At 70.2% G+C, this 21545-nt stretch carries 20 protein-coding genes and 4 pseudogenes; 15 read left to right on the forward strand and 9 right to left on the reverse strand.

Features of this window, described 5'->3' with window-relative positions:
• The first annotated feature begins 78 nt into the window (after window positions 1–78).
• Both RKD23_RS00605 and RKD23_RS00610 read left to right on the forward strand, forming a co-directional pair.
• Window positions 79–924, forward strand: coding sequence for an SDR family NAD(P)-dependent oxidoreductase (locus RKD23_RS00605; protein WP_424851722.1), 846 nt, complete (start codon window positions 79–81; stop codon window positions 922–924).
• 117 nt (window positions 925–1041) lie between these two features.
• Complete coding sequence (locus RKD23_RS00610; protein WP_424851724.1) at window positions 1042–2025, forward strand: aldo/keto reductase; 984 nt, start codon at window positions 1042–1044, stop codon at window positions 2023–2025.
• Here RKD23_RS00610 and RKD23_RS00615 read toward each other — a convergent pair.
• Together RKD23_RS00615 and RKD23_RS00620 are read right to left on the reverse strand one after the other, a co-directional pair.
• The gene (locus tag RKD23_RS00615) at window positions 1989–3002 is read right to left on the reverse strand and encodes an IS630 family transposase (protein WP_424851725.1); all 1014 of its coding nucleotides are present in this window, start codon (window positions 3000–3002) and stop codon (window positions 1989–1991) included. The two genes, RKD23_RS00610 and RKD23_RS00615, sit on opposite strands and share 37 nt — an antisense overlap.
• A 44-nt stretch (window positions 3003–3046) precedes the next feature.
• Entirely contained in the window at window positions 3047–3949 is a 903-nt protein-coding gene (locus tag RKD23_RS00620) for a hypothetical protein (protein WP_424851726.1), read from the reverse strand.
• A gap of 170 nt (window positions 3950–4119) precedes the next feature.
• Between RKD23_RS00620 and RKD23_RS00625 the strand changes: the two are divergent.
• Both RKD23_RS00625 and RKD23_RS00630 read left to right on the forward strand, forming a co-directional pair.
• Window positions 4120–4350 (forward strand): annotated as a pseudogene (locus tag RKD23_RS00625) (wyosine base formation domain-containing protein); the annotation flags it as partial.
• 136 nt (window positions 4351–4486) lie between these two features.
• Window positions 4487–4768, forward strand: a pseudogene (locus RKD23_RS00630) (helix-turn-helix domain-containing protein); the annotation flags it as partial.
• A gap of 172 nt (window positions 4769–4940) precedes the next feature.
• Here RKD23_RS00630 and RKD23_RS00635 read toward each other — a convergent pair.
• Window positions 4941–5561 (reverse strand): hypothetical protein, encoded by a 621-nt coding sequence (locus tag RKD23_RS00635; RefSeq protein WP_424851727.1) that lies wholly within the window; start codon window positions 5559–5561, stop codon window positions 4941–4943.
• A 159-nt stretch (window positions 5562–5720) separates the two neighbouring features.
• Window positions 5721–6200: a hypothetical protein gene (locus RKD23_RS00640; RefSeq protein WP_424851728.1), complete on the reverse strand. Its 480-nt coding sequence runs from the start codon at window positions 6198–6200 to the stop codon at window positions 5721–5723.
• Between the two features lie 299 nt (window positions 6201–6499).
• Between RKD23_RS00640 and RKD23_RS00645 the strand changes: the two genes are divergently transcribed.
• Window positions 6500–7144, forward strand: coding sequence for a TetR/AcrR family transcriptional regulator (locus RKD23_RS00645; RefSeq protein WP_424851729.1), 645 nt, complete (start codon window positions 6500–6502; stop codon window positions 7142–7144).
• 169 nt (window positions 7145–7313) lie between these two features.
• Here the strand turns inward: RKD23_RS00645 and RKD23_RS00650 are convergent, their stop codons facing one another.
• The gene (locus tag RKD23_RS00650; protein ID WP_424851730.1) at window positions 7314–7703 is read right to left on the reverse strand and encodes a hypothetical protein; all 390 of its coding nucleotides are present in this window, start codon (window positions 7701–7703) and stop codon (window positions 7314–7316) included.
• Between the two features lie 68 nt (window positions 7704–7771).
• Between RKD23_RS00650 and RKD23_RS00655 the strand changes: the two are divergent.
• From RKD23_RS00655 to RKD23_RS00680, 6 genes and pseudogenes are all read left to right on the forward strand, one after another.
• A pseudogene (locus RKD23_RS00655) lies at window positions 7772–8137 on the forward strand (IS982 family transposase); the annotation flags it as partial.
• Window positions 8138–9264: 1127 nt separating this feature from the next.
• Window positions 9265–9717 carry a hypothetical protein gene (locus tag RKD23_RS00660; protein WP_424851731.1) on the forward strand — a complete coding sequence of 151 codons (453 nt, stop codon included), beginning with the start codon at window positions 9265–9267 and terminating at the stop codon, window positions 9715–9717.
• A 332-nt stretch (window positions 9718–10049) separates the two neighbouring features.
• Window positions 10050–10889 (forward strand): alpha/beta fold hydrolase, encoded by an 840-nt coding sequence (locus RKD23_RS00665; RefSeq protein WP_424851732.1) that lies wholly within the window; start codon window positions 10050–10052, stop codon window positions 10887–10889.
• Between the two features lie 63 nt (window positions 10890–10952).
• Window positions 10953–11774, forward strand: coding sequence for an SCO6745 family protein (locus RKD23_RS00670; RefSeq protein ID WP_424851733.1), 822 nt, complete (start codon window positions 10953–10955; stop codon window positions 11772–11774).
• A 362-nt stretch (window positions 11775–12136) separates the two neighbouring features.
• A complete protein-coding gene (locus RKD23_RS00675; RefSeq protein WP_424851734.1) occupies window positions 12137–12595 on the forward strand; it encodes a carboxymuconolactone decarboxylase family protein in 459 nt (152 codons plus the stop codon).
• Window positions 12588–13391 (forward strand): SDR family NAD(P)-dependent oxidoreductase, encoded by an 804-nt coding sequence (locus RKD23_RS00680; RefSeq protein ID WP_424851735.1) that lies wholly within the window; start codon window positions 12588–12590, stop codon window positions 13389–13391. Before RKD23_RS00675 ends, RKD23_RS00680 begins: the two co-directional genes overlap by 8 nt.
• A 214-nt stretch (window positions 13392–13605) precedes the next feature.
• Here the strand turns inward: RKD23_RS00680 and RKD23_RS00685 are convergent.
• Window positions 13606–13832, reverse strand: a pseudogene (locus RKD23_RS00685) (YciI family protein); the annotation flags it as partial.
• 108 nt (window positions 13833–13940) lie between these two features.
• On the opposite strand from RKD23_RS00685, the gene RKD23_RS00690 reads away from it, so the two are divergent.
• On the forward strand, window positions 13941–14522 hold the full coding sequence (locus RKD23_RS00690) for an AMIN-like domain-containing (lipo)protein (protein ID WP_424851736.1): 582 nt from the start codon (window positions 13941–13943) through the stop codon (window positions 14520–14522).
• A 12-nt stretch (window positions 14523–14534) separates the two neighbouring features.
• On the opposite strand, the gene RKD23_RS00695 is transcribed toward RKD23_RS00690, so the two are convergent.
• Entirely contained in the window at window positions 14535–14657 is a 123-nt protein-coding gene (locus RKD23_RS00695; protein WP_424851737.1) for a hypothetical protein, read from the reverse strand.
• A gap of 641 nt (window positions 14658–15298) precedes the next feature.
• On the opposite strand from RKD23_RS00695, the gene RKD23_RS00700 reads away from it, so the two are divergent.
• The 3 genes from RKD23_RS00700 to RKD23_RS00710 all read left to right on the forward strand — a co-directional run bounded on the left by RKD23_RS00700 (window position 15299) and on the right by RKD23_RS00710 (window position 18573).
• A complete protein-coding gene (locus RKD23_RS00700) occupies window positions 15299–16660 on the forward strand; it encodes a sugar transferase (protein ID WP_424858130.1) in 1362 nt (453 codons plus the stop codon).
• A 114-nt stretch (window positions 16661–16774) separates the two neighbouring features.
• A complete protein-coding gene (locus RKD23_RS00705; protein ID WP_424851738.1) occupies window positions 16775–17365 on the forward strand; it encodes a putative colanic acid biosynthesis acetyltransferase in 591 nt (196 codons plus the stop codon).
• Entirely contained in the window at window positions 17362–18573 is a 1212-nt protein-coding gene (locus RKD23_RS00710) for a glycosyltransferase family 4 protein (protein WP_424851739.1), read from the forward strand. The genes RKD23_RS00705 and RKD23_RS00710 overlap by 4 nt, the downstream gene beginning before the upstream one ends.
• Window positions 18574–19098: 525 nt before the next feature.
• On the opposite strand, the gene RKD23_RS00715 is transcribed toward RKD23_RS00710, so the two are convergent.
• Window positions 19099–20307, reverse strand: a complete 1209-nt coding sequence (locus RKD23_RS00715; protein WP_424851740.1) for a glycosyltransferase family 4 protein — start codon at window positions 20305–20307, stop codon at window positions 19099–19101.
• A gap of 32 nt (window positions 20308–20339) precedes the next feature.
• The gene (locus tag RKD23_RS00720) at window positions 20340–21320 is read right to left on the reverse strand and encodes an NAD-dependent epimerase/dehydratase family protein (protein WP_404044762.1); all 981 of its coding nucleotides are present in this window, start codon (window positions 21318–21320) and stop codon (window positions 20340–20342) included.
• Between the last annotated feature and the right edge of the window lie 225 nt (window positions 21321–21545).

The following is a 21545-nucleotide window of genomic DNA, read 5'->3' on the forward strand; positions in this document are numbered from 1 at the left end:
CGTTTACCGTCGTCGACAACCGGGGAACTCCCCGGTTACGGGTGTCGGCCCGTTGCACCCCAGGCAAGGAAGACCCCCATGACCTCCCCCAAGACGGTTCTGATCACCGGTACGTCCTCCGGCATCGGTCTGGCCGCCGCCGTCGGCGCCGCCCGGGCGGGATGGGCGACCATCGCCACCATGCGCGACACCGGCAAGGCCGAGACCCTGCACAAGGCGGCCGCCAAGGCAGGTGTCGCGGACCGGATCCAGGTCAAGCGCCTGGATGTGACGGACCCTGCCGGTGTCACCGCCTGCCTGGACGAAGTCGTCGCCGAGCACGGCCGCCTGGATGCGCTGGTCAACAACGCGGGCGCCGCCCAGGTCGGCACCATCGAGCAGAGCAGCGTCGACGACGTCCGCGCGGCCATGGAAGTCAACTTCTTCGGAGTGGTGGCGGTGACCCGGGCCGCTCTGCCGCACCTGCGCGCGTCGAAGGGGCGGGTGATCACCGTCAGTAGCGTCGGCGGTGCCGTCGGACAGCCCTTCAACGAGGCGTACTGCGCGGCCAAGTTCGCCGTGGAGGGCTTCATGCAGTCCCTGGCGCCGGTCGCCGCCACCGTCGGCGTCGACGTCACGGTGGTCGAGCCAGGCGCGGTGGCCAGCGAGTTCGTCGCCAACCTCGGCCTGGACGTCCCGGCCCTGCTCGCCGCCGCCGGAGCCTACGCCCCGGCGCTCGAGGCCTACATCACCCGCACCCAGCAGTCGTTCGGCAACGCCCAGACGCCCGACGAGGCAGCCGCGCCGATCGTCGACGCCCTGACCGCCGCCCACCCGCCGTTCCGTGTCCAGACCTCTCAGTGGGCGCGCGACTTCGTCGCCACCACGCTCGCCGACCTCGACGGCTCCGCCGTCCGGACCCTCACCGACACCTGGGTGCGCTGACCGCCCCGCGTCCCGCAGGGCCCGCCGCCGACATCGGGCGCGGCAACAGCGGCGCCCCCACTCGGGATCGACCCGTCACCCCTCGCAGTACGCCCCGCACCAGCAAGGAAGATCACCATGGAACTCCGCACCCTCGGCAGCCAGGGCCTGACCGTCTCCGCCGAAGGACTCGGCTGCATGGGCATGAGCGCCTTCTACGGCAGCACCGACGAGACCGAGTCCCTCGCCACCATCGACCGCGCCCTCGAACTGGGCGTGACGCTGCTGGACACCGCCGAGAGCTACGGCCCGTTCATCAACGAACAGCTCCTCGGCAAGGCCCTCGCCGGCCGCCGCGAGCAGGCCGTCGTCGCCACCAAGACCGGCATCGAGTTCACCGACGACGGCACCCTCGTCGGCCACAACGGGCGTCCCGAGTACATCCGTCGTTCCCTGGACCGCTCCCTGCGCCACCTGGGCACCGACCACGTCGACCTCTACTACCTGCACCGGGTCGACCCGCAGGTGCCCATCGAGGAGACCGTCGGCGCCATGGCTGAGCTGGTGGCCACCGGCAAGGTCCGCTACATCGGCCTGTCGGAGGTCGCCCCGCACACCATTCGCCGCGCCCACTCCGTCCACCCGATCACCGCCGTCCAGACCGAGTACTCGCTCTTCGAGCGGGGCATCGAGGACGACGGGGTCCTGGCGACCCTCAACGAGCTCGGGATCGGCCTGGTCGCCTACTCGCCACTCGGACGCGGCTTCCTGTCCGGCGCGATCACCAGCCCGGACGACTTCGCCGCCGACGACTTCCGCCGCACCGACCCGCGCTTCCAGGGCGAGAACTTCGCCCGCAATCTGGCCGTGGTGGACGAGGTCCGCCGTATCGCCGCCTCCAAGGAGGTCACACCGTCCCAGCTGGCGCTCGCCTGGGTGCTGCACCAGGGCGCGGTCGCCATCCCCGGCACCAAGCGCCGCCGCTACCTGGAGGAGAACGTAGCCGCCACCGCCGTGACAATCACCGATGAAGACCTCACCGCCATCGAAGCCGTCGCCCCGCGCGGCGTCGTCTCCGGCGACCGCTACGCCCCCGAGATGATGCGGAACCTGAACGGCTGACCCTCGGGCGTGTCGGGTCGCGTCGGGGTGTGTCGGGAAAAGGTCTTGGTCCATTTGAAGGGCCTGGCATCGTCGTTCCAGACCTTGATCCACTCTTCGAGTGCGGTCTTGAGGTCGTCGAGTGAGCAGAACACCCCGCGTGTGAGGCAGCGTCGTTCCAGCTCGGCGAACCACCGTTCGACCTGGTTGATCCAGGACGAGTAGGTCGGGGTGAAGTGGAGCTGGAAGCAGGGGTGCGCGAGCAGCCACTTGTGCACCACGGGCGCCTTGCGGGCGGAGAGGTTGTCGCAGATGACGTGGACCGCAAGGCTCTTGTCGGTCTGGCGGTCGATCTCATCGAGGAAGTCGCGGAAGTCGACGGCCCGGTGTTGGGCGGACAGTTTCGTGATCACCTTGCCCGTGGCGGTGTTCAGTGCGGCGAACAGGTCGACGGTCCCGTGCCGGACGTAGTCGAAACTCCGCCGCTCGGGCACTCCCGAAATCATCGGCAGGACCGGTGCGGTCCGCTCAAGAGCCTGGATCTGTGGTTTCTCGACCTTGGCCAGCTCCCGCTTCGACCAGTGCGTCCCGCCCGGTGGCGTCTGCTCCACGGTGCGGACCACGACCTCTTCCACCTGGGCATCGGTGATGGTCCGCGGCACCCCGGGCCGCGGCTCGTCGGCGAGTCCGTCCAGTCGCCGGGCAAGGAACCGTGTGCGCCAGCGGCGCACGGTATCTCTGCCGACACCGAGTCGCACGGCGACCACGGTGTTGTTCCAGCCGTTCGTGCACGCCCGCACGATGCGTGCGCGAACGGCCAGTTCCTGGGCGGTCGAGCGGCGCTTGGCCCAGCTCTCCAGCGTCAGCCGCTCGGCCTCCGACAACACGACAGGTTCCAGCCTGGTATCGCCTATCCACGCAGCACAGCGCGAGCGCGCTACCCCCCCCCAGCAGAACGCCGCATTCTGAAAGAGGGGACGCCTCACGTGGCGACCCACGACCTCAGAACCAGATCACCAGTACGTCCTGCGAGGCGCCGTTCCTAGCGCATCAGCAGTCCCCGCATCCCCAGCCCGTAGTGCACGCGCAGCCGGTGCAGCTCCCACAGGCCCACCGCCGTGACGGAGAGCGGGGCGCCCAGGATGAACACGTACCGGATCACCGTCGGCACGCCCTCGTGGGCGCCGGTGAACATGTCGATCAGTGCCATCTCCCACGCCAACGCCATGATCAGCAGCGGCGGCACCGTCTCGTGGATGTCCGCGGTGCGGAACACGTGCTGGACGGCGAGTCCCACGCCCCAGACGACGAACGGCGTCACCCAGAAGAGGACGAAGAGGGTGAACGCGAGGATGAGGCCCTTCGTCACGGTGAAGTGGCCCTCCACGAGGGGTTCCTGGCCCTCGTAGAACCCTGAGAGCACGGTGATCGGGAAGACGGAGGCCGCCGCCATCATGGCCACGATCGCGCCGAAGCACCGCCCCGCCCGGCGCAGCAGGTCCCGTCGCGCCGCCGGAGCGGCCAGGCCGTACAGGACACCGACGACGACCGGGAGAGTCGCCGCCAGCACGAGGGCGCTGGTCCACGACTTGTCGACCTGCTCGTCCGCCGCATCGCTCAGCTTGGGGGCGAGCTTGTAGGTGTAGGACATCCACAGGAACGCGCCCACGCCGACCAGGGTCCTGATCTTCCGCATCCGCGCCACCTCAGGATCCGAGACGATGCCCGGCCGTGACGGGGTGAAGACCCTGCGCGCGGTGTGGATGGGGCCGATCCGCCGCCGCAGCCGGGTGATCGGCCCGCCCGGCGGCGGCACCGGCCGCCCCGGGTAGGGCGGCTGGGGCTGTGGCGGCACGTAGGGCTGGGGCGGATAGGGCTGAGGCGGTTGCGGCTGGTAGGGCTGCAGCCCCTGGGGCGGCTGTCCGCCCGGGTTCCAGTTGCTCATCGTTCGTCCCCCGATAGTACGAGTGTGCGCCGCGATAGGCGCGATCGCCGAGTGTATTGAGCACACAGGGTCTGCGCAGCCCTCGCCCCGGGTCGTGCACCAAACGGCCGCAATTGTGCAGCATGCCTGCTTGTTTTCTTCGGTGCTGCCATGCCCGAGGGGGACGTCCCGTGTCCGATCCGACGCCCTTGTTCGACGACCTGCGCGAGGAGAGCGAGGAACTCGACCGGCTGGTGGCCGAGTTGAGCGCCGAGCAGTGGGCGCTCGCCACCCGGCGCCCGGCTGGAGCGTCGCCCCACCATTCGGCACTGCTGGCCGCGACCGACACGGACGCCTTCCGCGTCCTGGTGGAGAAGGCGCTGGTGTCGCCGGGCTCCTTCGTCGACGACGGTGCCGAGGAGGACCGCTACGCCGGGCCCTACCTCGGCAAACGCGAACTACGCGCGCTGGTCGCCAACCCCCGCCTCCAGGTCTACGAAGACCCGAAGGAGTTCCTGACCTGCAACCACTGAGCGGCTGACGTTGCAGAACTGGGCCATGCGGCGTTCGACGGCTCAGGGGTTGGCGAATCGGGCGCGGATCGTGCTCGCCTGTGCTGCGGGCGGCGACCACACGGCCGTTGCCGCGCGACTGGGGATGGACCGCAAGACGGTGGCGCGGTGGCGTACCAGGTTCCTACGCGACTGGCTGGACGGGCTGTCTGACGAACCGCGCCCCGGGGTCCCGCGCACTATCACCGATGTCCAGGTGGAAGAGGCGGTGGTGCGCACGCTCGAAGAGGTGCCCGAGGGTGCGACCCACTGGTCGAAGCGGGAGCCGGCCCGGCGGGTGGGGATCCCACATGCTCAAGCAGTGGCGCGGCCTGGCCACTCGCTACGACAAGACCGCCGCCTTCTACCTCGCCGGACTCCACATCGCCGCGATCTTCATCTGGTCCGCGAGATGATCCGGAAGGGGCGTCCAGCGTCGATGCGCTGTGCCAGTGGCCTGCTCAGTCGTCGAACCACACGACGAGCCGCACGTTGTCGTCACCGTGCTGTTCTGCGAGCTCTTTCATAGCTTTCCAGACTGGTTGCCACTCGCCGGTCTCGGTGACAGCATCTCTGCGACAGATGGTGACAGATCTGTAGAGCGTGTCCCCAACGAGCCATTCACTCCCTTCGGGCCACTCCCGAACCTCACCAGGTTTGAGACCGACAGCCTCGGCGAATGCGCCGCCATTCCAGGACGCTTTGCCCGTCATCACCAGCCCGTTCGGCGTCTGTCGGTATCGGTGAAGCCGACTGTCGGGCTTCTCCGCGGGCTCGTCCCAGTCGACGGCCTTCACCTCGGCCCACGTGATCCACGTGGTGCCGTGAAAGCCGTCTTCGCCGCACCACTCGGTCAGCTGGGCAAACCGCGCGCTCACGGTGGTCGAGGCGTCGTCGGGAAACCCCCGGCCTGCTGCCAAGGGAAGGAAGTTCGCGTAGTTGCGGACCCCGAAGAGACAACCGAACGCATCGTAGTTACGGACATCGTTGAGAGAGTTGAGATCGTGTGCGCAGTACCAGATCGACTCCTGATCGTCCTGCGGCGCTCGGTACTCGAGGAAGCCGCTTATGTCTGTACCCATGCCAGGCATTCTCCCCATGCCGTCAAATGGGTTTGCTGCACCGGACTGACGTCGTACGCATACGTGAGCTGCCCAGCCAAGAGGCTCTGTGGTGGGAACAGCGCCCAGATGGCCCTCCCGCCACAGCACGGGCCGTAGCTCTGATCCGAAGGAAACGGCCTAGAGCCGACTTCCGCTTCGGGCAGACCGCGCCGTAGGCTCGGGGTTGGAGCAGGCAGGGGAAAGCGCAGCAGCAACTCCTGGCATACGACTGAGGCGTCCGGCTTCTTCTGAGCCGGCCCGACGAGCGTCATTGTCGCGCCCCTGCCCGCGCCCCTCCCCGACATCATCGATCTGCCGCTCGGGCGTATAACCCTGCACAACTCCGTGGTCGCGGGAAGCACCGTCAACGGTGGCCGGCGCGATGTCGATTCCGCCCCCGCCGTCGCTGGAACGGTTCTGTGTGACGGTCGAGTTGAGGATCTCTACGGTCGCCAGGCCGCGAATGTCGATGCCTCCGCCGTAGCCGGCGGAGTTCCCGGTCACGCCGACCCGACGCAGCATCAGATGATTTCCATTGGCGATGCCGCCGCCATCGGTGTACATGAAGGGCGGTTCGCGCTGCCTGGCCCTGCCCCCGGCGATCGTCACATCGGCCAAGTCAGTCTGCGCCTGCGGCGGAAGACCCGGTCCTGACCGTCTGCGTCGATGACCGTGGTCCGCGCGCCGGCGCCTGTGATCGTGGTGGGCGCTTCGACGTTCAGGTCGCCGGTCGTCGCCGCGGATGCCGTCGCCCGCGGGTCTGTAGTGTCCAGGCACCGACAGGGAGAATGGCCGAATGAGGGCGGCGGCCGTACGGGACGGTCCGCTCGGGCACCGGCAGGCGCCGGGGCGGTCTCCGCAGGGGCCGGTCAGCGAAGCGTCGGTGGCATACTGCAGGTCCGATGAACGAACCAACCGTGGCGTCCCACCGCTCCCCGACCAAACGCGACGACCAGCGGGAGGCCTCCCGCCGCAGGCTCCTGAACGCAGCGCTGGAGATCCTCGCGGAGGAGGGTTACCGCGGGCTGACGGTGAAGACGGTCGGCGAGCGCGCCGGAGTCAGCCGGGGCATGGTCAACTACCACTTCATGTCCAAGGCGGGGCTTGTCGAAGCCGTGGTGGCCGATATCCGTGAGATGTTCATCGACCGGCTCCGGGAGCAGCCCGGGTACGTCCGGATGAGCGGGCTCGACGCCGTGCTGGCCAAGCTCGACCAGTTCTTCGTCCGGCTGGCGCAGCCGGAGCCGGGGGTTCGGGCGCGGGCGTTGCTCGTGCTGCTTGTCGAGGCTGTCGGCAGCGCCGACGGGATGAAGGGCGTGATGGCCGAGCATCTCAGTCTCGTGCGGGCCGGTATCGAAGAGGACATACGACGGGGTGTCGCCGACGGGAGCATCCGGCCGGACGTCGATGTGGTCGCGCAGGCGTTCTTGGTGGAGAGCATCGCCCGGGGCGTGCTCCTGCAGTATCAACTGGACTCCGCCCGCACCCGCTTGACGGAAATCGCACGAGCCGCACGCGAGACGTTGGTACTCGGTCTCACCTCCACACGGGGCGACGTCTGAGCCGTCACAACGTGCGGGACAGCCTCCGCGACCTCCTGCGGCGGTGCCCTGGCGGCCCAACAGGATGCCCGATGTGCAGTCGTCCGCCGCCCCCACGTGCACCGGGCCCGGTGTTGCAGGAGGGCTAGATCTGGCTGCCGGCCCTGGTTGTCGAGGTGGCAGCGCTCGGTCAGGCCTCAGGGTCGACTTCGGGGTGCGTGAACCGTACGGGCTTGCCCAGCGACCGGGCGTAGGCGATCTCGGCTCGGGTGCTGTCTCCGATGTAGTCGCCGACCACGAGCACCTCATCAGCGAGCCGGATCTTCGCCCGGTGCAGATCGTCGAGTCGAACCTTCAGCGCCTCGGCCTCGACAGGATCGGACCACAGTTCGTGCGGCGACTTCATGTCACAGCCCGGTTTGACGACAATCTTTCCGGCTTTGCTCTCCCGCAGATCGGCCTCGTTCATCTCGGTCATGAAGCGGGTGGAGCCGCAGATCACGACGATACGCGGGAGGCCCAACTGCTTCTTCGCGTCGGTGAGCTTCTCCGCGGGGGTGAGCAGATGCGGCTGTGACACCGGTTCCTCCTGGTGGTGCGATCCAAGGGCGCCTGCGGAGACGAGAACGAGGTGCCCACGATCGTTTTGTGACGAACGACATGGACACCCTCGCGACAGCACTCTATGCGACGACCGACGACATGCTGAAGGAGCATCCCGACCTGGCGCCGTGGCGCCCGCCGGTCGGCATTACGCCCCGCCAGAGCGATGCCGAACTGGTCATCCTCGCCACGGTGCAGGCCATACCCGGCTACAACAAGCAGCTGCGTCGGCCACAGCGCTTCTTCTGGGGCCTGTGCCTGCCCCTGGTCCGCACCCTTCAGGGCCTGCCTATCGCCTTCGCCCTGACCGGCGCCAAGGCCGACGAACGCGACACCCTCCTTGAGCTCCTGGCAGCCGAATGTGAGCTTCTGCGAGAGCGCCCCCGTCAGACTCTCATCGGCGACACGAACCAGAGGCCGGGATGACGCACAGCGTCGTGAAGATGTCCGGGACCCGACCGCCGGGGTGGCGGGGCACGACGGCGAGCGGCTTCCGCGGCCTTGGATCGCCGTGCGCGCCGCAGGCCGGACACGCAGCGAACCGGACCTGCGATGCTCGTCGACGGCCTCCGTCCTCGGCCGCCTGCACAGGCGCATGAACACCCCGGGTTCGCGGCGAACTCGGTGTCCGCCGGCGCCTCGGCCACTGTCCGCACCGCGACCGCCGCCCGGCGCTCGGCCCGGGACCGTTCGCGGCACAGCAACGGCTGACTCACCGCTCAATTCCGCCGCGAACCGGTGAAGTCACCGGTGTTGCACCGGCCTGCGGGGCCGGCGTCACGAGGAGACGCTGGTCAGCAACTCACCGGGAATTTCGCCCTGTTCACTGCGGCGAAGACCGGTTGACAGCGGAAAGGCCGCACGCCACTCTACGGTCAGTCAAGCGGGGCGATTACCCGAGAGGGACCCTCTCGATATGCACCGTCCGCTCTGAGGCGTTGACCGTCATCCGCTCCGATGCAGCGAAAGATCGCCTGTCTTTGCGATGCCGAATCGAGCCTCCCGACACCCTTGCCATCGCGAGACGGGTGAACACGCCCCAACTCCCTGCACACCAACCGACTCCGAGAATTTCTTTCCGGCGAAGGAGAAGAAAATGCTTCGGAGAAATCTCGCGTTGACCGCTGTCGGCGTCGCCGCCGCACTCGCGGCCGGCGCCGTGCCCGCGGCCGTCTCCGCGGCGGCATCCGCTCCCGACACGTCGTGGCAGCTCCGCGGCCCGCAGACCACGACCGTGTGGTACGGGCCGTTCACCATCCCGGCCGCGTCCGGACACGACCACGGGGAGACGGGCAACCGGCTTTCCCTGAAAGTCCAGAAACCGTGCGTGCAGCATCGTCGCGGAGGAAGGCGGCAGCCCCGAGTTCATCGACCTCCACGGACACACCGAGATCTCGGACATGCCGCCCTGCGGCGGTCCCCCCTCGGTGAGATCCACCGAGGAGACGTCCTGCAGGTCACGAGCAGGTACGAGATCGACGGGCACTCGCACGACGACGTCATGGGGATCATGGTCGGCTCTGGCATGGGCAGACAGCGTGTGGGCGGCGTCCCAGGTGGAGGCCGACCCGGCGGTGCGTACGGTCGCGCTGTTCCTGCATCTGGGGGCGCTGGTCATCGGGCTGGGCTCGGTGCTCGCCATCGACCATTACGGCCTGCTGTGGCTCCTGGGCAAGCGGAGCCTGCGTCAGGCGCTGGAGTGCGCGGGGCCACTGCACGTGCCCGTGTGGACGGGACTGGCCGCCTTGGTGCTGAGCAGAATCGCCCTCGATCCCGACCCCTGGGCACCCCTCACACACATCAAGCTGGTACTCGTCCTCCTGATCGCGCTCAACGGCGTCCACGCGCAAGCCCTGCACCACACCCTGGTCCACCAGGAAGGCGCGGGGCCACCGCGTCGCCTGCTCGTGCGGGGAGTGATCTCGGCCGTTCTCTCCCAGCTCGGATGGTGGGGTGCGGTGACGATCGGATTCCTCAACAGCCGGCCATGACCGGAGGAAGAGCATGACGGAGCGGCTGCGCCGGGGCTACGCCGGGGTCAGGCGGGCGGCCAGCCGCGTGCAGGTCTCCTTCGACGACGGCCGGCTCGCACGTTCCGCGCACGCCGCGGCCCGGGCGCGGAACGCCGATCCAGGTGCCGAAGCCCGCGACGCGGCTTGTGCCGTGCGGCCGGTCGCCGGTCGAGCCGGGCGAGCAGGCAGCTGGGGCCGGGCTTGCGACCGTTTCAGTCGAATCCGACGCCAGGGCCGGTCACGCGCCGACCCTTGACAGTCTGTCCTCTCCACCTGAAGGGTACCGACCAGTCGGTACGAAGGGATGGGCCGTGACTCAGCTGAGCATCTCCACGGGCGCGGGCGTGTTCGACGCGATCGCGGCGGGTCCGCCGGAGGGCCGCCCGGTGCTGCTGTTGCACGGTTTCCCGCAGACGGGGAGGGTGTGGCGACGGCAGATCGCGGCATTGGCGGTGCACGGCTACCGGGTGGTGGCCCCAGACCAGCGCGGGTACTCCCCCGGCGCCCGGCCCCCGTCGGCCGACGACTACCGCTTCGGCCTGCTCGTGGACGATGTGGTCGCGATCAGCGAGCAGCTGGGCTGGCCGGCGTTCGATCTGGTCGGCCACGACTGGGGAGGCGCGGTGGCCTGGTGGACCGCGCACGCCCACCCCGGCCGCGTACGCACGCTGACGGTTGTCTCGACCCCGCACCCCGGCGCTCTGGCCACCGCCCTGCGCACCGATGAGGACCAGCGCCGACGCTCCCGCTACATGATCGACTGGCGCGAGTCACCGGCCACCGAGGAGCGCATGCTCGCCGACGACGCCCGAGAGCTTCGCGGCTTCTTCGCCGGAAAGGTCCCGCGGGACAGCGCCGAGGCCTACGTACGCCACCTGTCCCGGCCGGGCGCTCTCACCGCGGCGCTGAACTGGTATCGGTCCGGCCGCCCCGACAGCGCGATCGGCGCCGTCGACGTGCCCACGCTGTACGTCTGGAGCACCCAGGACAGCGCGTTCGGTCCGGCAGCCGCACGGGAGACCCGACGGTGGGTAGACGGGCCGTACCGCTTCGAGACCCTCCAGGGCGTCAGCCACTGGGTCCCCGAGGAGGCGCCCGAAACGCTGAGCCGCCTGCTGCTCGAACACCTGCGAGCGCACGGCGAGTTCTGAACCGTCGGCGCATCTCCCCTCCAGCGCATACCCCGTTCCTCCACTCTCCGAAGAGGTGACCCCATGAACACAGCGCGCGCGGCCTGGCGCCGTCTCGAGCCCGTCCACGCCATGATCTACTTCGTCCCCGAGGGAAGGCGCCGGTACGCGGACCTCGGCCTGGGGGGACGCGCCGGGTACTTCACGTCCCGCTCCGCCGCATTCGGCCGGGCCTCCGCCGAGCTGGTCATCTCGACCTTCTACAACTTCAACCCCGACATCGTACGGCGGGCGGTGGACGGCGCCTGGGACTCGGTGACGCCGCAGCAGGTGCTGGACGCGCGGTACGCCGCGGCGCACGAAGCCCTGCGGCGGGTGGGGATCCACGAGTTGCCCGGCCTGGACGAGGTGCTGGCGCTGACCCGCCGCGCCGCCGAGGCGGCGTGCGAACACCCACAAGGCCGCCCGCTGTTCGCCGCTCATGCCGCGCTTCCGTGGCCCGAGGAGCCGGTACTGCGCCTGTGGCACGCCCAGACACTTCTCCGGGAGTTCCGTGGAGACGGCCATATCTCGTGCCTGCTGAGCGAGGGAGTCGGGGGCTTGGAGGCGCTGATCCTGCACGCCGTGACCGGTGATGTTCCCGTCGGCTTCCTCAAGGCGAGTCGCGGCTGGCCCGAGGAGGAGTGGGCCGACGCCCAGGAACGCCTGCGCGAGCGAGGTCTCCTCGAGGGCGACTCCCTCAGCCCGGAGGGCGTACTGCTGCGCCGGCACATCGAGGACCGCACCGACCGTCTGGCCCTTCCCGCCTACGCCGCCCTGGGTGACGCCGGCTGTGAGCGTCTCGCCCAACTCGCGAGCCCCTTCGGCCGTGCCGTCGTCGACGCCGGCCTTCTCAACCCGGGCTGACCGGGTCCGGCCGTCCAGGACAGCCGGAGGCTCTGCCGGACGGCCCGGCTGCCCCGTTCCCGCGAGGTTCGGGGCAGCCGCCCGGCGCCACACGGCCAGCGACGAGCGGTGCCACCGGCACCGTGCCCGGCACGGACTGCCAACGCTTCGGGCTGATTCACTTGCTAAGCATCAAGCCAGTTTCCTAGGGTGAGCGCCTCACGTTGGAGGACGCCATGTCAGAGCGCCACGAACACGCAGGGCAAGCTCGTCCGCGGCTGAGGCCGCTCCCCGCGGACCACGGGGACGCAAGGATTCGCGAACTGCTGGCCACCGCACCCCGCGACCCCGGGGGCCGGATCCCTAACGTCTTCACAACGCTGGTGCGCCATCCCGACCTCTACGAGCGATTCCTGCCCTTCGGAGGCCAGTTGCTCCGCGGGGGCCGACTGCCCGAACGGCTCCGCGAGTTGCTGATCCTGCGCACCTCCTGCAACACCGGGGCCCGGTACGAGTGGGGACGCCACTTGCCCTTGGCCAAGGCCGCGGGCGTCACGGACGCGGACGTCGTCCGCATCACCGAGGGAGCGGAAGCGCACGGCTGGACGGACCTGGAGAGGCACCTGATCCGGGCGGCAGACGAACTGCACAGCCTTGCAACGCTGTCCGACGCGACCTGGCAGGCCCTGGCCGGGCACTTCGACGACGCCGAGCTGATCGAGATCGTCATGCTGGTGGGCCAGTACCACATGGTGGCCTTCTTCCTGAACACCGCAGGAGTGGAGCTGGACCCGGGTTTCGACAGCACGGGGTTTGCGGAAGGCAGCCGGAGTCATGAGTGAGGGCCACCTCGGCCAAGCGGCGCGTCGCCTCGCCGGCCGCAAGGTATTGGTCGTCGGCGCGGGTACCCGCCCCGACAAGGACCCAGGGGCACCCGTCGGCAATGGCCGGGCCATCGCCGTCCTCGCCGCCCGGGAGGGCGCCGACGTGGCCTGCAGCGACATCTGTGCCGCGGCCGCCGCCGCGACCGCCCAACTGGTGGAAGCAGAAGGCGTTCTGAGCGTCACGGTCGCGGCGGACGCCACGGATGCCGGCCAGTCCGCCGCCATGGTCGCCCAGGCGGTCCACGGGCTGGGCGGACTGGACGCGCTCGTGGTCAACGTGGGCGTGGGTCTCGGCACCGGGCTGGAGGACTCGTCCCCCGAAGACTGGGATCAAGTCCTCTCCCTGAATCTGCGTGCACCCTTTCTGGCCGCCAAACATGCCCTGCCCGCATTGGCCGACGGCGGCGCCATCGTCTTCATCGGGTCGGTCGCGGGACTGCGCGCCGCCACGAACTCACCGGCTTACGACAGTTCCAAGGCCGGTCTGTTCGGGCTCACCCGCCATGTCGCCAAGGAGGCAGGCGCCCGCCGCATCCGTGCCAACCTGGTCGTCCCCGGCCTGATGGACACCCCCATGGGCCGGCAGGCCTCGGCCGGGCGGGCATCCCGCACCGCCTCGTTCGAGCGCATCCCGCTGGGCCGCCAGGGCACCGCCTTTGAGGTCGCGGAGGCCGTCACATTCCTGCTCTCGGACCGCGCCTCCTACATCACGGGCCAGAGTCTGGTGGTGGACGGCGGCCTCAGCGCCGTATGACGCACTGAGTCCTGGCTGCTGCCGAGTGCCTTCCGCGCGCGACCCGTTCACCAAGGAGGACTGGACCGACCTCGGCAGCGACATTCTGCCCAGCGGTACAAGTGCCTTGCCGAGCAGGCCGCCTGACGATTCATCAAGGAGAGGGTGGCGCTCTGGAGCTGGCGGCTGACGCTCGGTGCGAGGCGCCGGGACCGAACCTCGTCCGCCGGAGAGGTCACGCCGTGATCGTGGGCGGCACGGTCAGGGCAGGGCACAGTTCGAGCCACTCTAGGATCGGCTTGCCGCCCGCGCCGGGGCGGCCGGCCGCGATGTCGGTGATCATCCAGCAGGCGATGAGGTCCCTGGCCTCGTCAGGGGGCTGCCGGTGACCGGCGGGCGCCCCTTCACCGTCGTACCAGACCCACGCGCCCTCCGGGCCAGCGCCTGACCGTCGACGAACTCGCGGCCGGACAACTGCAGGTACCGAGATGACCGGCCAAAAGCCGGAACCATTCACTCATCCCTTATGTCTTATCCGATATCAGCACCAAACCTGCCTCAGGGGACGTCATGGTACGGAAAAGCAGAATATGGGCCACACTCCTGGTAGGCGTCACCGCACTGGGAGTGACCACACTTCCGGCGGAGGCCGCGCCGGTCACCGCCATGCAGAGCACCGCCTGCCCCACCGGCTGGGGAAGCCTGGCCAAGACACGCACCGCCGGTACGGCGACGCCGGTGACCAACGTCAGGACCGGCCGCCACGCCTGCTACGACCGGATGGTCATCGACATCCCCGGCGCGAGCAGGAGCCACCTCGGTTACTCCGTCAGGTACGTCAACCACCTCTACCAGGACGGATCAGGTCGCCTCATCCCCGTCGGCGGCGGAGCCGTCCTGGAGGTGCGGGTGACAGCGCCCAGCTACGACCCCGACACCGGGGCGCCCACCTATCCCGCGAAGGCCGGCCGCTCGCTGCCGGGCGTCAACCTCACCGGATACCGCACCTTCCGGGACGCCCGCTTCGCCGGCAGCTTCGAAGGCGACACCCAGCTCGGGCTCGGCGTCCGGGCCCGGCTGCCGTTCCGGGTCCTGCTGGTGGACGGCCACGTGGTCGTGGACGTGGCCCACACCTGGACCGGAGCACGCTGAGTCACGTCGGCGTCAGACCTGGAGGGAGGACAGCCAGTCAGACAGCAGCCGGTCGCCCTCTGCGGGGCGTTCCTGCTGAATCCGGTAGTCGCAGCCGCCGAGGGTCCGGGAGGAGGTCAGACCGGGAATCGCCACCGGCTCCCTCGGCACTCCCCCGGCCGGCCGGGCGTGGCCGACGGCGAGCGAACTTCCGCAGGAGTGAAAGCGCCGTGTGCTCCCGCGACGTACAAGATCTGGCCGGCCTCCTCACAGGCGCCGGCGTCGACTAAAGGCGGCCGCGCTACGGCAATCCCCGCGCGGCCGGGACGTGGGCGCTGCTGCGCCGTTCGACCGCCTCCGGTTCACCAGCGACGGACGCCACTGGTCGCGCGAGGTGCACAGCCACGTCGACCGTGCCGGCACGTCGAACCGTCCGACCCGCAGCCCCCCACGATCGCCATGCCCGCGTCCGTATCGAGCAGCGGGCGGCGAGGCCACACATTTCCCGGGCAGGCGGTCCCTGATCGGAGCGACCCGCCCCTCGTTCGGAATGACCGGAGAATGGGTGACAAAGAGGACATACGTGCCTATTAGTTGATATACATCTTGCGTGAAGATGCGACGGGCCCTTGAGCGGGCGGTGCGGCCGCGTCGGTTGTCTGGGATTGGAGCTTCCGAGGAGAGGCATGCGGCCCTTCAGTACCGCGGCGACCCGGCAGACGCCGGGGTCCGTTCCACGTCGGCCAGCCCATCCCGAAGGCACCCGGGCACGTTGGTACGGCCCCGTGTCTGTCGGTGTGGATCTGGCCGGCGCGGCACTGCCGGTCGCGGCGGCGATCGTGCAAGTGCACGAACCCCACCCCCTGCGCCTGGCAGCCGTCGCCGCCCTGCTGTGGCCGCTGATCAGAGTGGTCGGCAAGCGTTACACGCCCTCCGCCTGGGGTGACGGCGGCGGCCTGAGAGCCGTGGTGAGCGACTGGCTGGTGCTCGTCGGTGCGCTGGCGACGCTGCGTGTGCTGTGCGGACTGCAGAGCGTGCCGGCCGAGGCCTTCACGGCGCTGAGCCCCGCGCTGGTCCTCACCGCGGCCTGCCACCAGATGATTCACCGTCATCTCCTGGCCGCCCGCCGCGACGGCCGCGCGCTGCGCCACGTCCTTGTCGTCGGGGAGGGCCCCACCATCGACGCGGTGGTCGGACAGCTGGCCCAGCGCACCGACCACGAATACGTGATCGTGGGCTCCTGCCCGATCGGGGAGGACGAAGTGCTCTCCGGTGTCCCGGTCTACGTGCGGCTGCCCCGCGAGGAGCCCGAGACTCCCGAGCAGGACGCCGTGACGGTGCTCGGGGCGGCCGACGAACTCTGCGCCGACCTGGTCTTCGTCGCGCCGGGCCGGCACCTGTCGGGCGAGCGGTTGCGCCGGCTGTCCTGGGCGGTGCACGACCGGGGGTGCCCGATCGTCGTCCTGCCCGGCATCGTCGAGGTCGCCCGCCGGCGGGTCCGGCTCACCTCGGCGTCCGGGCTCACCCTGCTGCACATCGCGCCGCCGTTGCGCCATGGCGTTCCGGCCCTGCTCAAGGAAGCCGTGGACCGGGTGGGCGCGCTGCTGCTGATCCTGTTGCTCTCACCGCTGCTGCTCCTGCTGGCCCTGGCCGTGCGGCTCGGCTCACCCGGTCCCGCCTTCTATCGCCAGACGCGGGTCGGCCAGAACAACACGCCCTTCCCGATGTGGAAGTTCCGCACGATGGTCGTCGACGCGGACCGCCTCAAGAGCGAGCTGGAGGCGGCGAACGAGAACGACGGCCACATGTTCAAGATGCGCCGCGACCCCCGGGTCACCCCCCTGGGACGCCTCCTGCGCCGCTACTCGCTGGACGAGCTGCCTCAACTCTTCAACGTCCTCCTCGGCCACATGTCCCTGGTCGGCCCGCGCCCTCCGGTGCCGGAGGAGGTCGTCAGGTACAACGCGGTCGAGATGCGCCGACTGCACGTCAAGCCGGGCCTGACCGGGCTGTGGCAGGTGAGCGGGCGGTCCGACCTGTCCTGGCAGGAGACGGTCTCGCTCGATCTGCGCTACGTCGACAACTGGTCCCCGTCCATGGACGTCAACGTGATGGCCCGCACCGTACGCGCGGTGCTGAACGGGCAGGGCGCCTACTGAAGCTCGTCCATCCGGGCAAGCCTGCCGCCAACACGCCTGGATCGCGGGTGATCCGCCCGGCAGGACGTGAAGGATCACGGAGCTGAACGCCTCTGCCTCGGAAAGGACACTGTCATGGCGCAGAGCGCAGTCGCCGCACAGCCCGGTGACTCCGGTCCGGCCACCCCGCCCAGACCCGTCGTGGAGCGGTCCCTGCGCGGCTTCACCGGCGCCGGATACGACAAGGGACGCCCCCTGCTCGTACAGGCCGCCTGGTTCGCCGTCCTCCACCTGGTCTTCGTCAAATGGTGGTGCCCGCACCGCTGGCGCCCGGTGCTGCTGCGCGCCTTCGGCGCCCGCGTCGGACAGCGGGTGCTGATCCGGCACGGAGTGCGGGTGCACTGGCCGTGGAAGCTGGAGATCGGCGACGACGTGTGGATCGGCGAGGGCGCCTGGATCCTCAACCTCGAGCCCGTCACGATCGGCCACGACTGCTGCGTCTCCCAGAGCGCGCTGCTGTGCACGGGCAGCCATCGCCCCCGCTGCGCCACGTTCGAGTTCGACAACGGACCCATCCGGCTGGAGCCGGGCAGCTGGGTCGCGGCCCGTGCCATCGTCCTGCGCGGTGTCACGGTCGGCCGGGGCGGCGTCGTGGGCGCCGGCGCCGTCGCCCACCGGGACCTCGCGCCCGGCACGGTCCTGACGTCGAAGGGACGTACGGCATGAGGCTCCTCCACGTGGTCACGCTCATCAGCGACGACGGTGCCTTCGGCGGCCCGCCGAGCGTGGCGGTCGCCCAGTCGCAGGAACTGGCCGCACGCGGTCACGACGTCACGCTGATGTCGCTGTGGCGGGGCAGCCGCCGGGCCCCGGAGCGCATCGGTACCGTCCGGCTGCGCTCGCGTCCGGCCCGTTCGCTGCTGCCGGGGCGGGGCTTCATCGGCCTGCTGCACCCCCTCCTCCTGCGCGATCTGTGGCGGGCCATGGGCGGCGCCGATGTCGTGCACGTCCACGCGGGGCGCGACCTGGTCTCCCTCTCCGCCCTCGCCGTCGCCGCCCTGCGCCGCGTGCCCTGTGTGGCGCAGACACACGGCATGGTCGAGCCGCGCACCGCGTTCCCCGTCCGGCTGTTCGACGTGCTGTACCTGCCGCTGCTGCGCCGGGTGCGCGCGTGCTGCGTCCTGACCGAGCAGGAGCGCCGGCTGGTGGCGCGGGCGCTGGGGGCGGCCTGCCCGCCGCTGCGGGTTCTTCCCAACGGCATCCAGCCGGGCCCGCCCGAACCGGCGCCACGGCAGCCGCGCGAGCCCCATGTGCTGTTTCTGGCCCGGCTGCATCCTCGTAAGCGTCCCGAGGCCTTCGTGCAGATGGCCGCGCTGGTGCACCAGCAGCTCCCCGAAGCCCGCTTCACGCTCTACGGCCCGGACGACGGGTCGCTGGCCGCCGTACGCCGGCTCATCGACGAGGGGCCTGCCGGCGTGGTCCGCTACGGCGGGGCGCTGGATCCCGCCGAGACGCGCGAGGCCTATCGGACGGCGGCCGTCCATGTGCTGACGAGCGTCAACGAACCCTTCGGCATGACCGTCATCGAGGCGCTGGCCGCCGGCACGCCCGTGGTCTGCACCGACACCTGCGGCATCGCCGACGAACTGGCCCGCCGTGGCGCCGCCCTCGTCACCGACGGCAGTCCCGAGTCCATGGCGGCAGCGGTCTGCCGACTGCTCGTCGACCCCGAACTGTGGGCCCGGACGGCGGAGGCGGGCCGCCGCGTGGTCGAGGACGTCTATTCCATCGGCGCGGTGGTGGACCGGCTGGAGGAGCTCTACCGGGGCAGCCGCCGGGAGGAGCCGTCCGGCCGAGGCGGTGCGCATCACGGCGCACGTCCGGCGGGCGGCCATCCCCGGCAGGAGCCGGCCGCGACGGGCCCGGCCGGCTGATCCTCCGAGCCCGGCCACGGCACGGCCGTCCCACCCGGCCCCAACTCCTGGCTCGGCCACGCACCTCGCCTTCCAGCCCGACCCCACCTCCTGGCTCGGCCACGCCCCTCGCCGTGCGGCCCGACCCCACCTCCTGGCTCGGCCACGCACCTCGCCTTCCAGCCCGACCCCACCTCCTGGCTCGGCCACGCACCTCGCCGTGCGGCCCGACCCCACCCGCTGCTTCGGCCCCGCACCGGGCCGTCCAACCCGCCCCATCCCCGAACCGGCCACCGCCCCGGGCCATCCAGCCCGCCCTCACTGAGCCCAGCCACCCCACCAGGCCGCCCACCCCAGCCCCTCCACCGACCCCAGCCACCCGATCGCCGCCCGCGACGCGGGGTGCGCAGCCGCGGCGCTCCGAGGCTGTGCAGGCCTACGACGCCGCGGCACCGGTCCGCCGGCGCTTCGGCGGCACTCCCCGAGCGGGAAGGCCGCCCGTCCGGCCGTGGCCGGCGGTGCGGGGCCGGCCACGTAAGACGCCCGTCAGGGCCGGCGGCGTCTCGCGCCGGCGGTCACCCGGTGCAGGATGTCCTCGAAGCGGGAGGCGCAGCCCTCCAGGGCGAACTCCCGCTCGGCCAGGGCGCGGCTCTCCTTGCCCAGCTGCTCGGCCCGGGTCGGGTCGGACAGGACCTCCCGGACCCAGGCGGCCGCACCGTCCAGGGCCGACTCCTCCGGCGGGAAGACCGCCGATCCCGCCTGCCGGAGCAGCTTCGCGGCGAGGTTGTCGGCGGGCATCAGGCCGAGCACCGGCCGCCCGGCGCACAGATAGGACAGCGTCTTGGACGGAACCGAGAACTGCCCCGCCTCCGGGCCCAGCAGGACGACGAGGACGTCGCCCGTGCCGAGCACCTCGGGCAGCCGCTCGTAGGGCTGGAAGGGCAGCAGGGTGAGTTCGACGCCCCGCGCCGCGGCCGCGTCCCTGAGGACGGGTACGGCAGGGCCGTCGTTGACGACGACGAGGCGGACCGGGCTTCCCTGTTCACGCAGCCGTTCTGCCAGCCGCACCAGCAGCGCCGGGTTGTGCTTCAGCCCGAGCGTGCCCGAGTACAGCACCGTTCGCACGTCGTTCAGTCCGTGCTCCGCCGACCAGGCGTTGGCCCGTGCCATCGGGACGATCTCGTCCAGCGGCGCCCAGTTGGGGATGACGGTGACCTTGCCGGCGGTGCCCCACTCCTCGTGGACCCGCACGAACGAGTCGGCGATCACCACGACGGCCGCGGCCCGCCGCGCCGACCACTTCTCGGCGGCGCCGAACACCTTGGCCGCCAGGCCCATCGACTTGGCGACCTCGGCGGCGGCGAAGCTCTTCAGCGCGACCGCGGTCACGTCCTGGTGCCACAGCACCCAGGGGATGCGCAGCCGGTTCAGGACGGCCGCGGTCGCGACCAGGACCGGGATGGGCAGGTTGGACAGCAGTGCCACGTCGGGTTTCTCGCGGCGGACCTGCCGGGCGAGTTCGAGTCCCAGCAGGGTCTCCTGGCCGAGCCGGCGGAAGTAGGCTTCCTTGCGCAGCCTGACGCCGTCCCCGATGGTGGTGAAGCGCAGGCCCGGGGTGGGTCCGGCGAGGTCGCCCTTGCCGGAGACGTAGGCCGTGCACGTCGAGTGGACGACCTCGTGACCGCGGCGTGCCAGCTCCCGGCTCAGCTGGGCCTGGAACGGGTGGCCGCTGTAGTCGTGGACGAGGATCCTCATCGTCCCGCCGCTTCCTCGCAACGCTTCGGGCGTCACTGGTGGGAGCGCTTGACCTGGTCGTAGACCCATGCGTAGGTCTGTTCCAGTCCGTCGGTCAGGGAGACGGAGGGTTCCCAGCCGTAGATCTCGCGGATCAAGGTGTTGTCGGAGTTGCGGCCGCGCACGCCCTGGGGGGCGTCGAGCCGGTAGCTGCGCTCGCAGCGGATGCCGGCGATCTGCTCGACGATGTCGACGAGTCGGTTGATGGTCACCAGTTCCGAGGAACCCAGGTTGACCGGTTCGCCGCTGTCCCCGTTCATGATCATCTGGGTGCCGTGCAGGCAGTCGTCGATGTACATGAAGGAACGGGTCTGCAGGCCGTCGCCCCAGATCTCGATGCGGTGGTCGCCGGAGAGCACGGCCTCGGCCACCTTGCGGCACACCGCGGCGGGGGCCTTCTCCCGGCCGCCGTCCCACGTGCCGTGGGGGCCGTAGACGTTGTGGTAGCGGGCGACGCGGGTGAGGAACCCGTAGTCCTCGGTGTAGTGGCGGCACATGCGCTCGGAGAAGAGCTTCTCCCAGCCGTAGCCGTCCTCGGGCTGAGCCGGGTAGGCGTCCTCCTCGCGCAGGGCGGTGACGTCCGGGTCGGTCTGCCTGGCGGCGGCGTAGACGCAGGCGGAGGAGGAGTAGAAGTAGCGCTCCACTCCGGCCTCTTGCGCGGCCTGCAGCATGTGCGTGCTGGTCAGGACCGACATCATGCAGGCGGCCTTGTTGTTCTCGATGAAGCCCATGCCGCCCATGTCGGCGGCCAGCATGTACACCTGCCGTGCGCCCCGCACGCCCGCCCGCGCGTTCTCCAGGAGCGACAGGTCGGCGATCACGTTCTCCGCGGCGTCGTGGACCTGGTACCACTCGTCCCGGGGCTTGATGTCGATGGAGCGGACGGTCAGCCCCTGGGCCAGGAGGGAGCCCACGAGATGCCCCCCGATGAATCCCCCACCACCGGCGACGACGACGTCGACCTGCTTGCCCATGCGCAACTCCTTTGTCCGAAGATCGGATGGTCCGGTGACCAAGGAATGCACATTTGTCCTGTTTATCCATGAATGGCACGCCGTCCGGCGTCCCCGCATCACCCGATGACGGTGCTGAGCGGACAGCCGTCGCGGGGCCCCCGGATTCGCGCGCGCCTGTACGGATTGGCGGGATACAGGCGTTATAACCCTGTTGATGAACTTTCAGGCGAAAAACCCGACTGG

It is taken from the genome of Streptomyces sp. SAI-170, assembly GCF_049739565.1.
In the GTDB taxonomy this organism is placed as follows: domain Bacteria; phylum Actinomycetota; class Actinomycetes; order Streptomycetales; family Streptomycetaceae; genus Streptomyces.

Bases quoted from the DNA above. Each gene is read 5' to 3' on its own strand.
- RKD23_RS00605 (WP_424851722.1), top strand. From the start codon at position 79: ATGACCTCCCCCAAGACGGTTCTGATCACCGGTACGTCCTCCGGCATC.
- RKD23_RS00610 (WP_424851724.1), top strand. From the start codon at position 1,042: ATGGAACTCCGCACCCTCGGCAGCCAGGGCCTGACCGTCTCCGCCGAA.
- RKD23_RS00620 (WP_424851726.1), bottom strand. From the start codon at position 3,949: ATGAGCAACTGGAACCCGGGCGGACAGCCGCCCCAGGGGCTGCAGCCC.
- RKD23_RS00635 (WP_424851727.1), bottom strand. From the start codon at position 5,561: ATGGGTACAGACATAAGCGGCTTCCTCGAGTACCGAGCGCCGCAGGAC.
- RKD23_RS00670 (WP_424851733.1), top strand. From the start codon at position 10,953: ATGAACACAGCGCGCGCGGCCTGGCGCCGTCTCGAGCCCGTCCACGCC.
- RKD23_RS00680 (WP_424851735.1), top strand. From the start codon at position 12,588: ATGAGTGAGGGCCACCTCGGCCAAGCGGCGCGTCGCCTCGCCGGCCGC.
- RKD23_RS00690 (WP_424851736.1), top strand. From the start codon at position 13,941: ATGGTACGGAAAAGCAGAATATGGGCCACACTCCTGGTAGGCGTCACC.
- RKD23_RS00705 (WP_424851738.1), top strand. From the start codon at position 16,775: ATGGCGCAGAGCGCAGTCGCCGCACAGCCCGGTGACTCCGGTCCGGCC.
- RKD23_RS00710 (WP_424851739.1), top strand. From the start codon at position 17,362: ATGAGGCTCCTCCACGTGGTCACGCTCATCAGCGACGACGGTGCCTTC.
- RKD23_RS00715 (WP_424851740.1), bottom strand. From the start codon at position 20,307: ATGAGGATCCTCGTCCACGACTACAGCGGCCACCCGTTCCAGGCCCAG.
- RKD23_RS00720 (WP_404044762.1), bottom strand. From the start codon at position 21,320: ATGGGCAAGCAGGTCGACGTCGTCGTCGCCGGTGGTGGGGGATTCATC.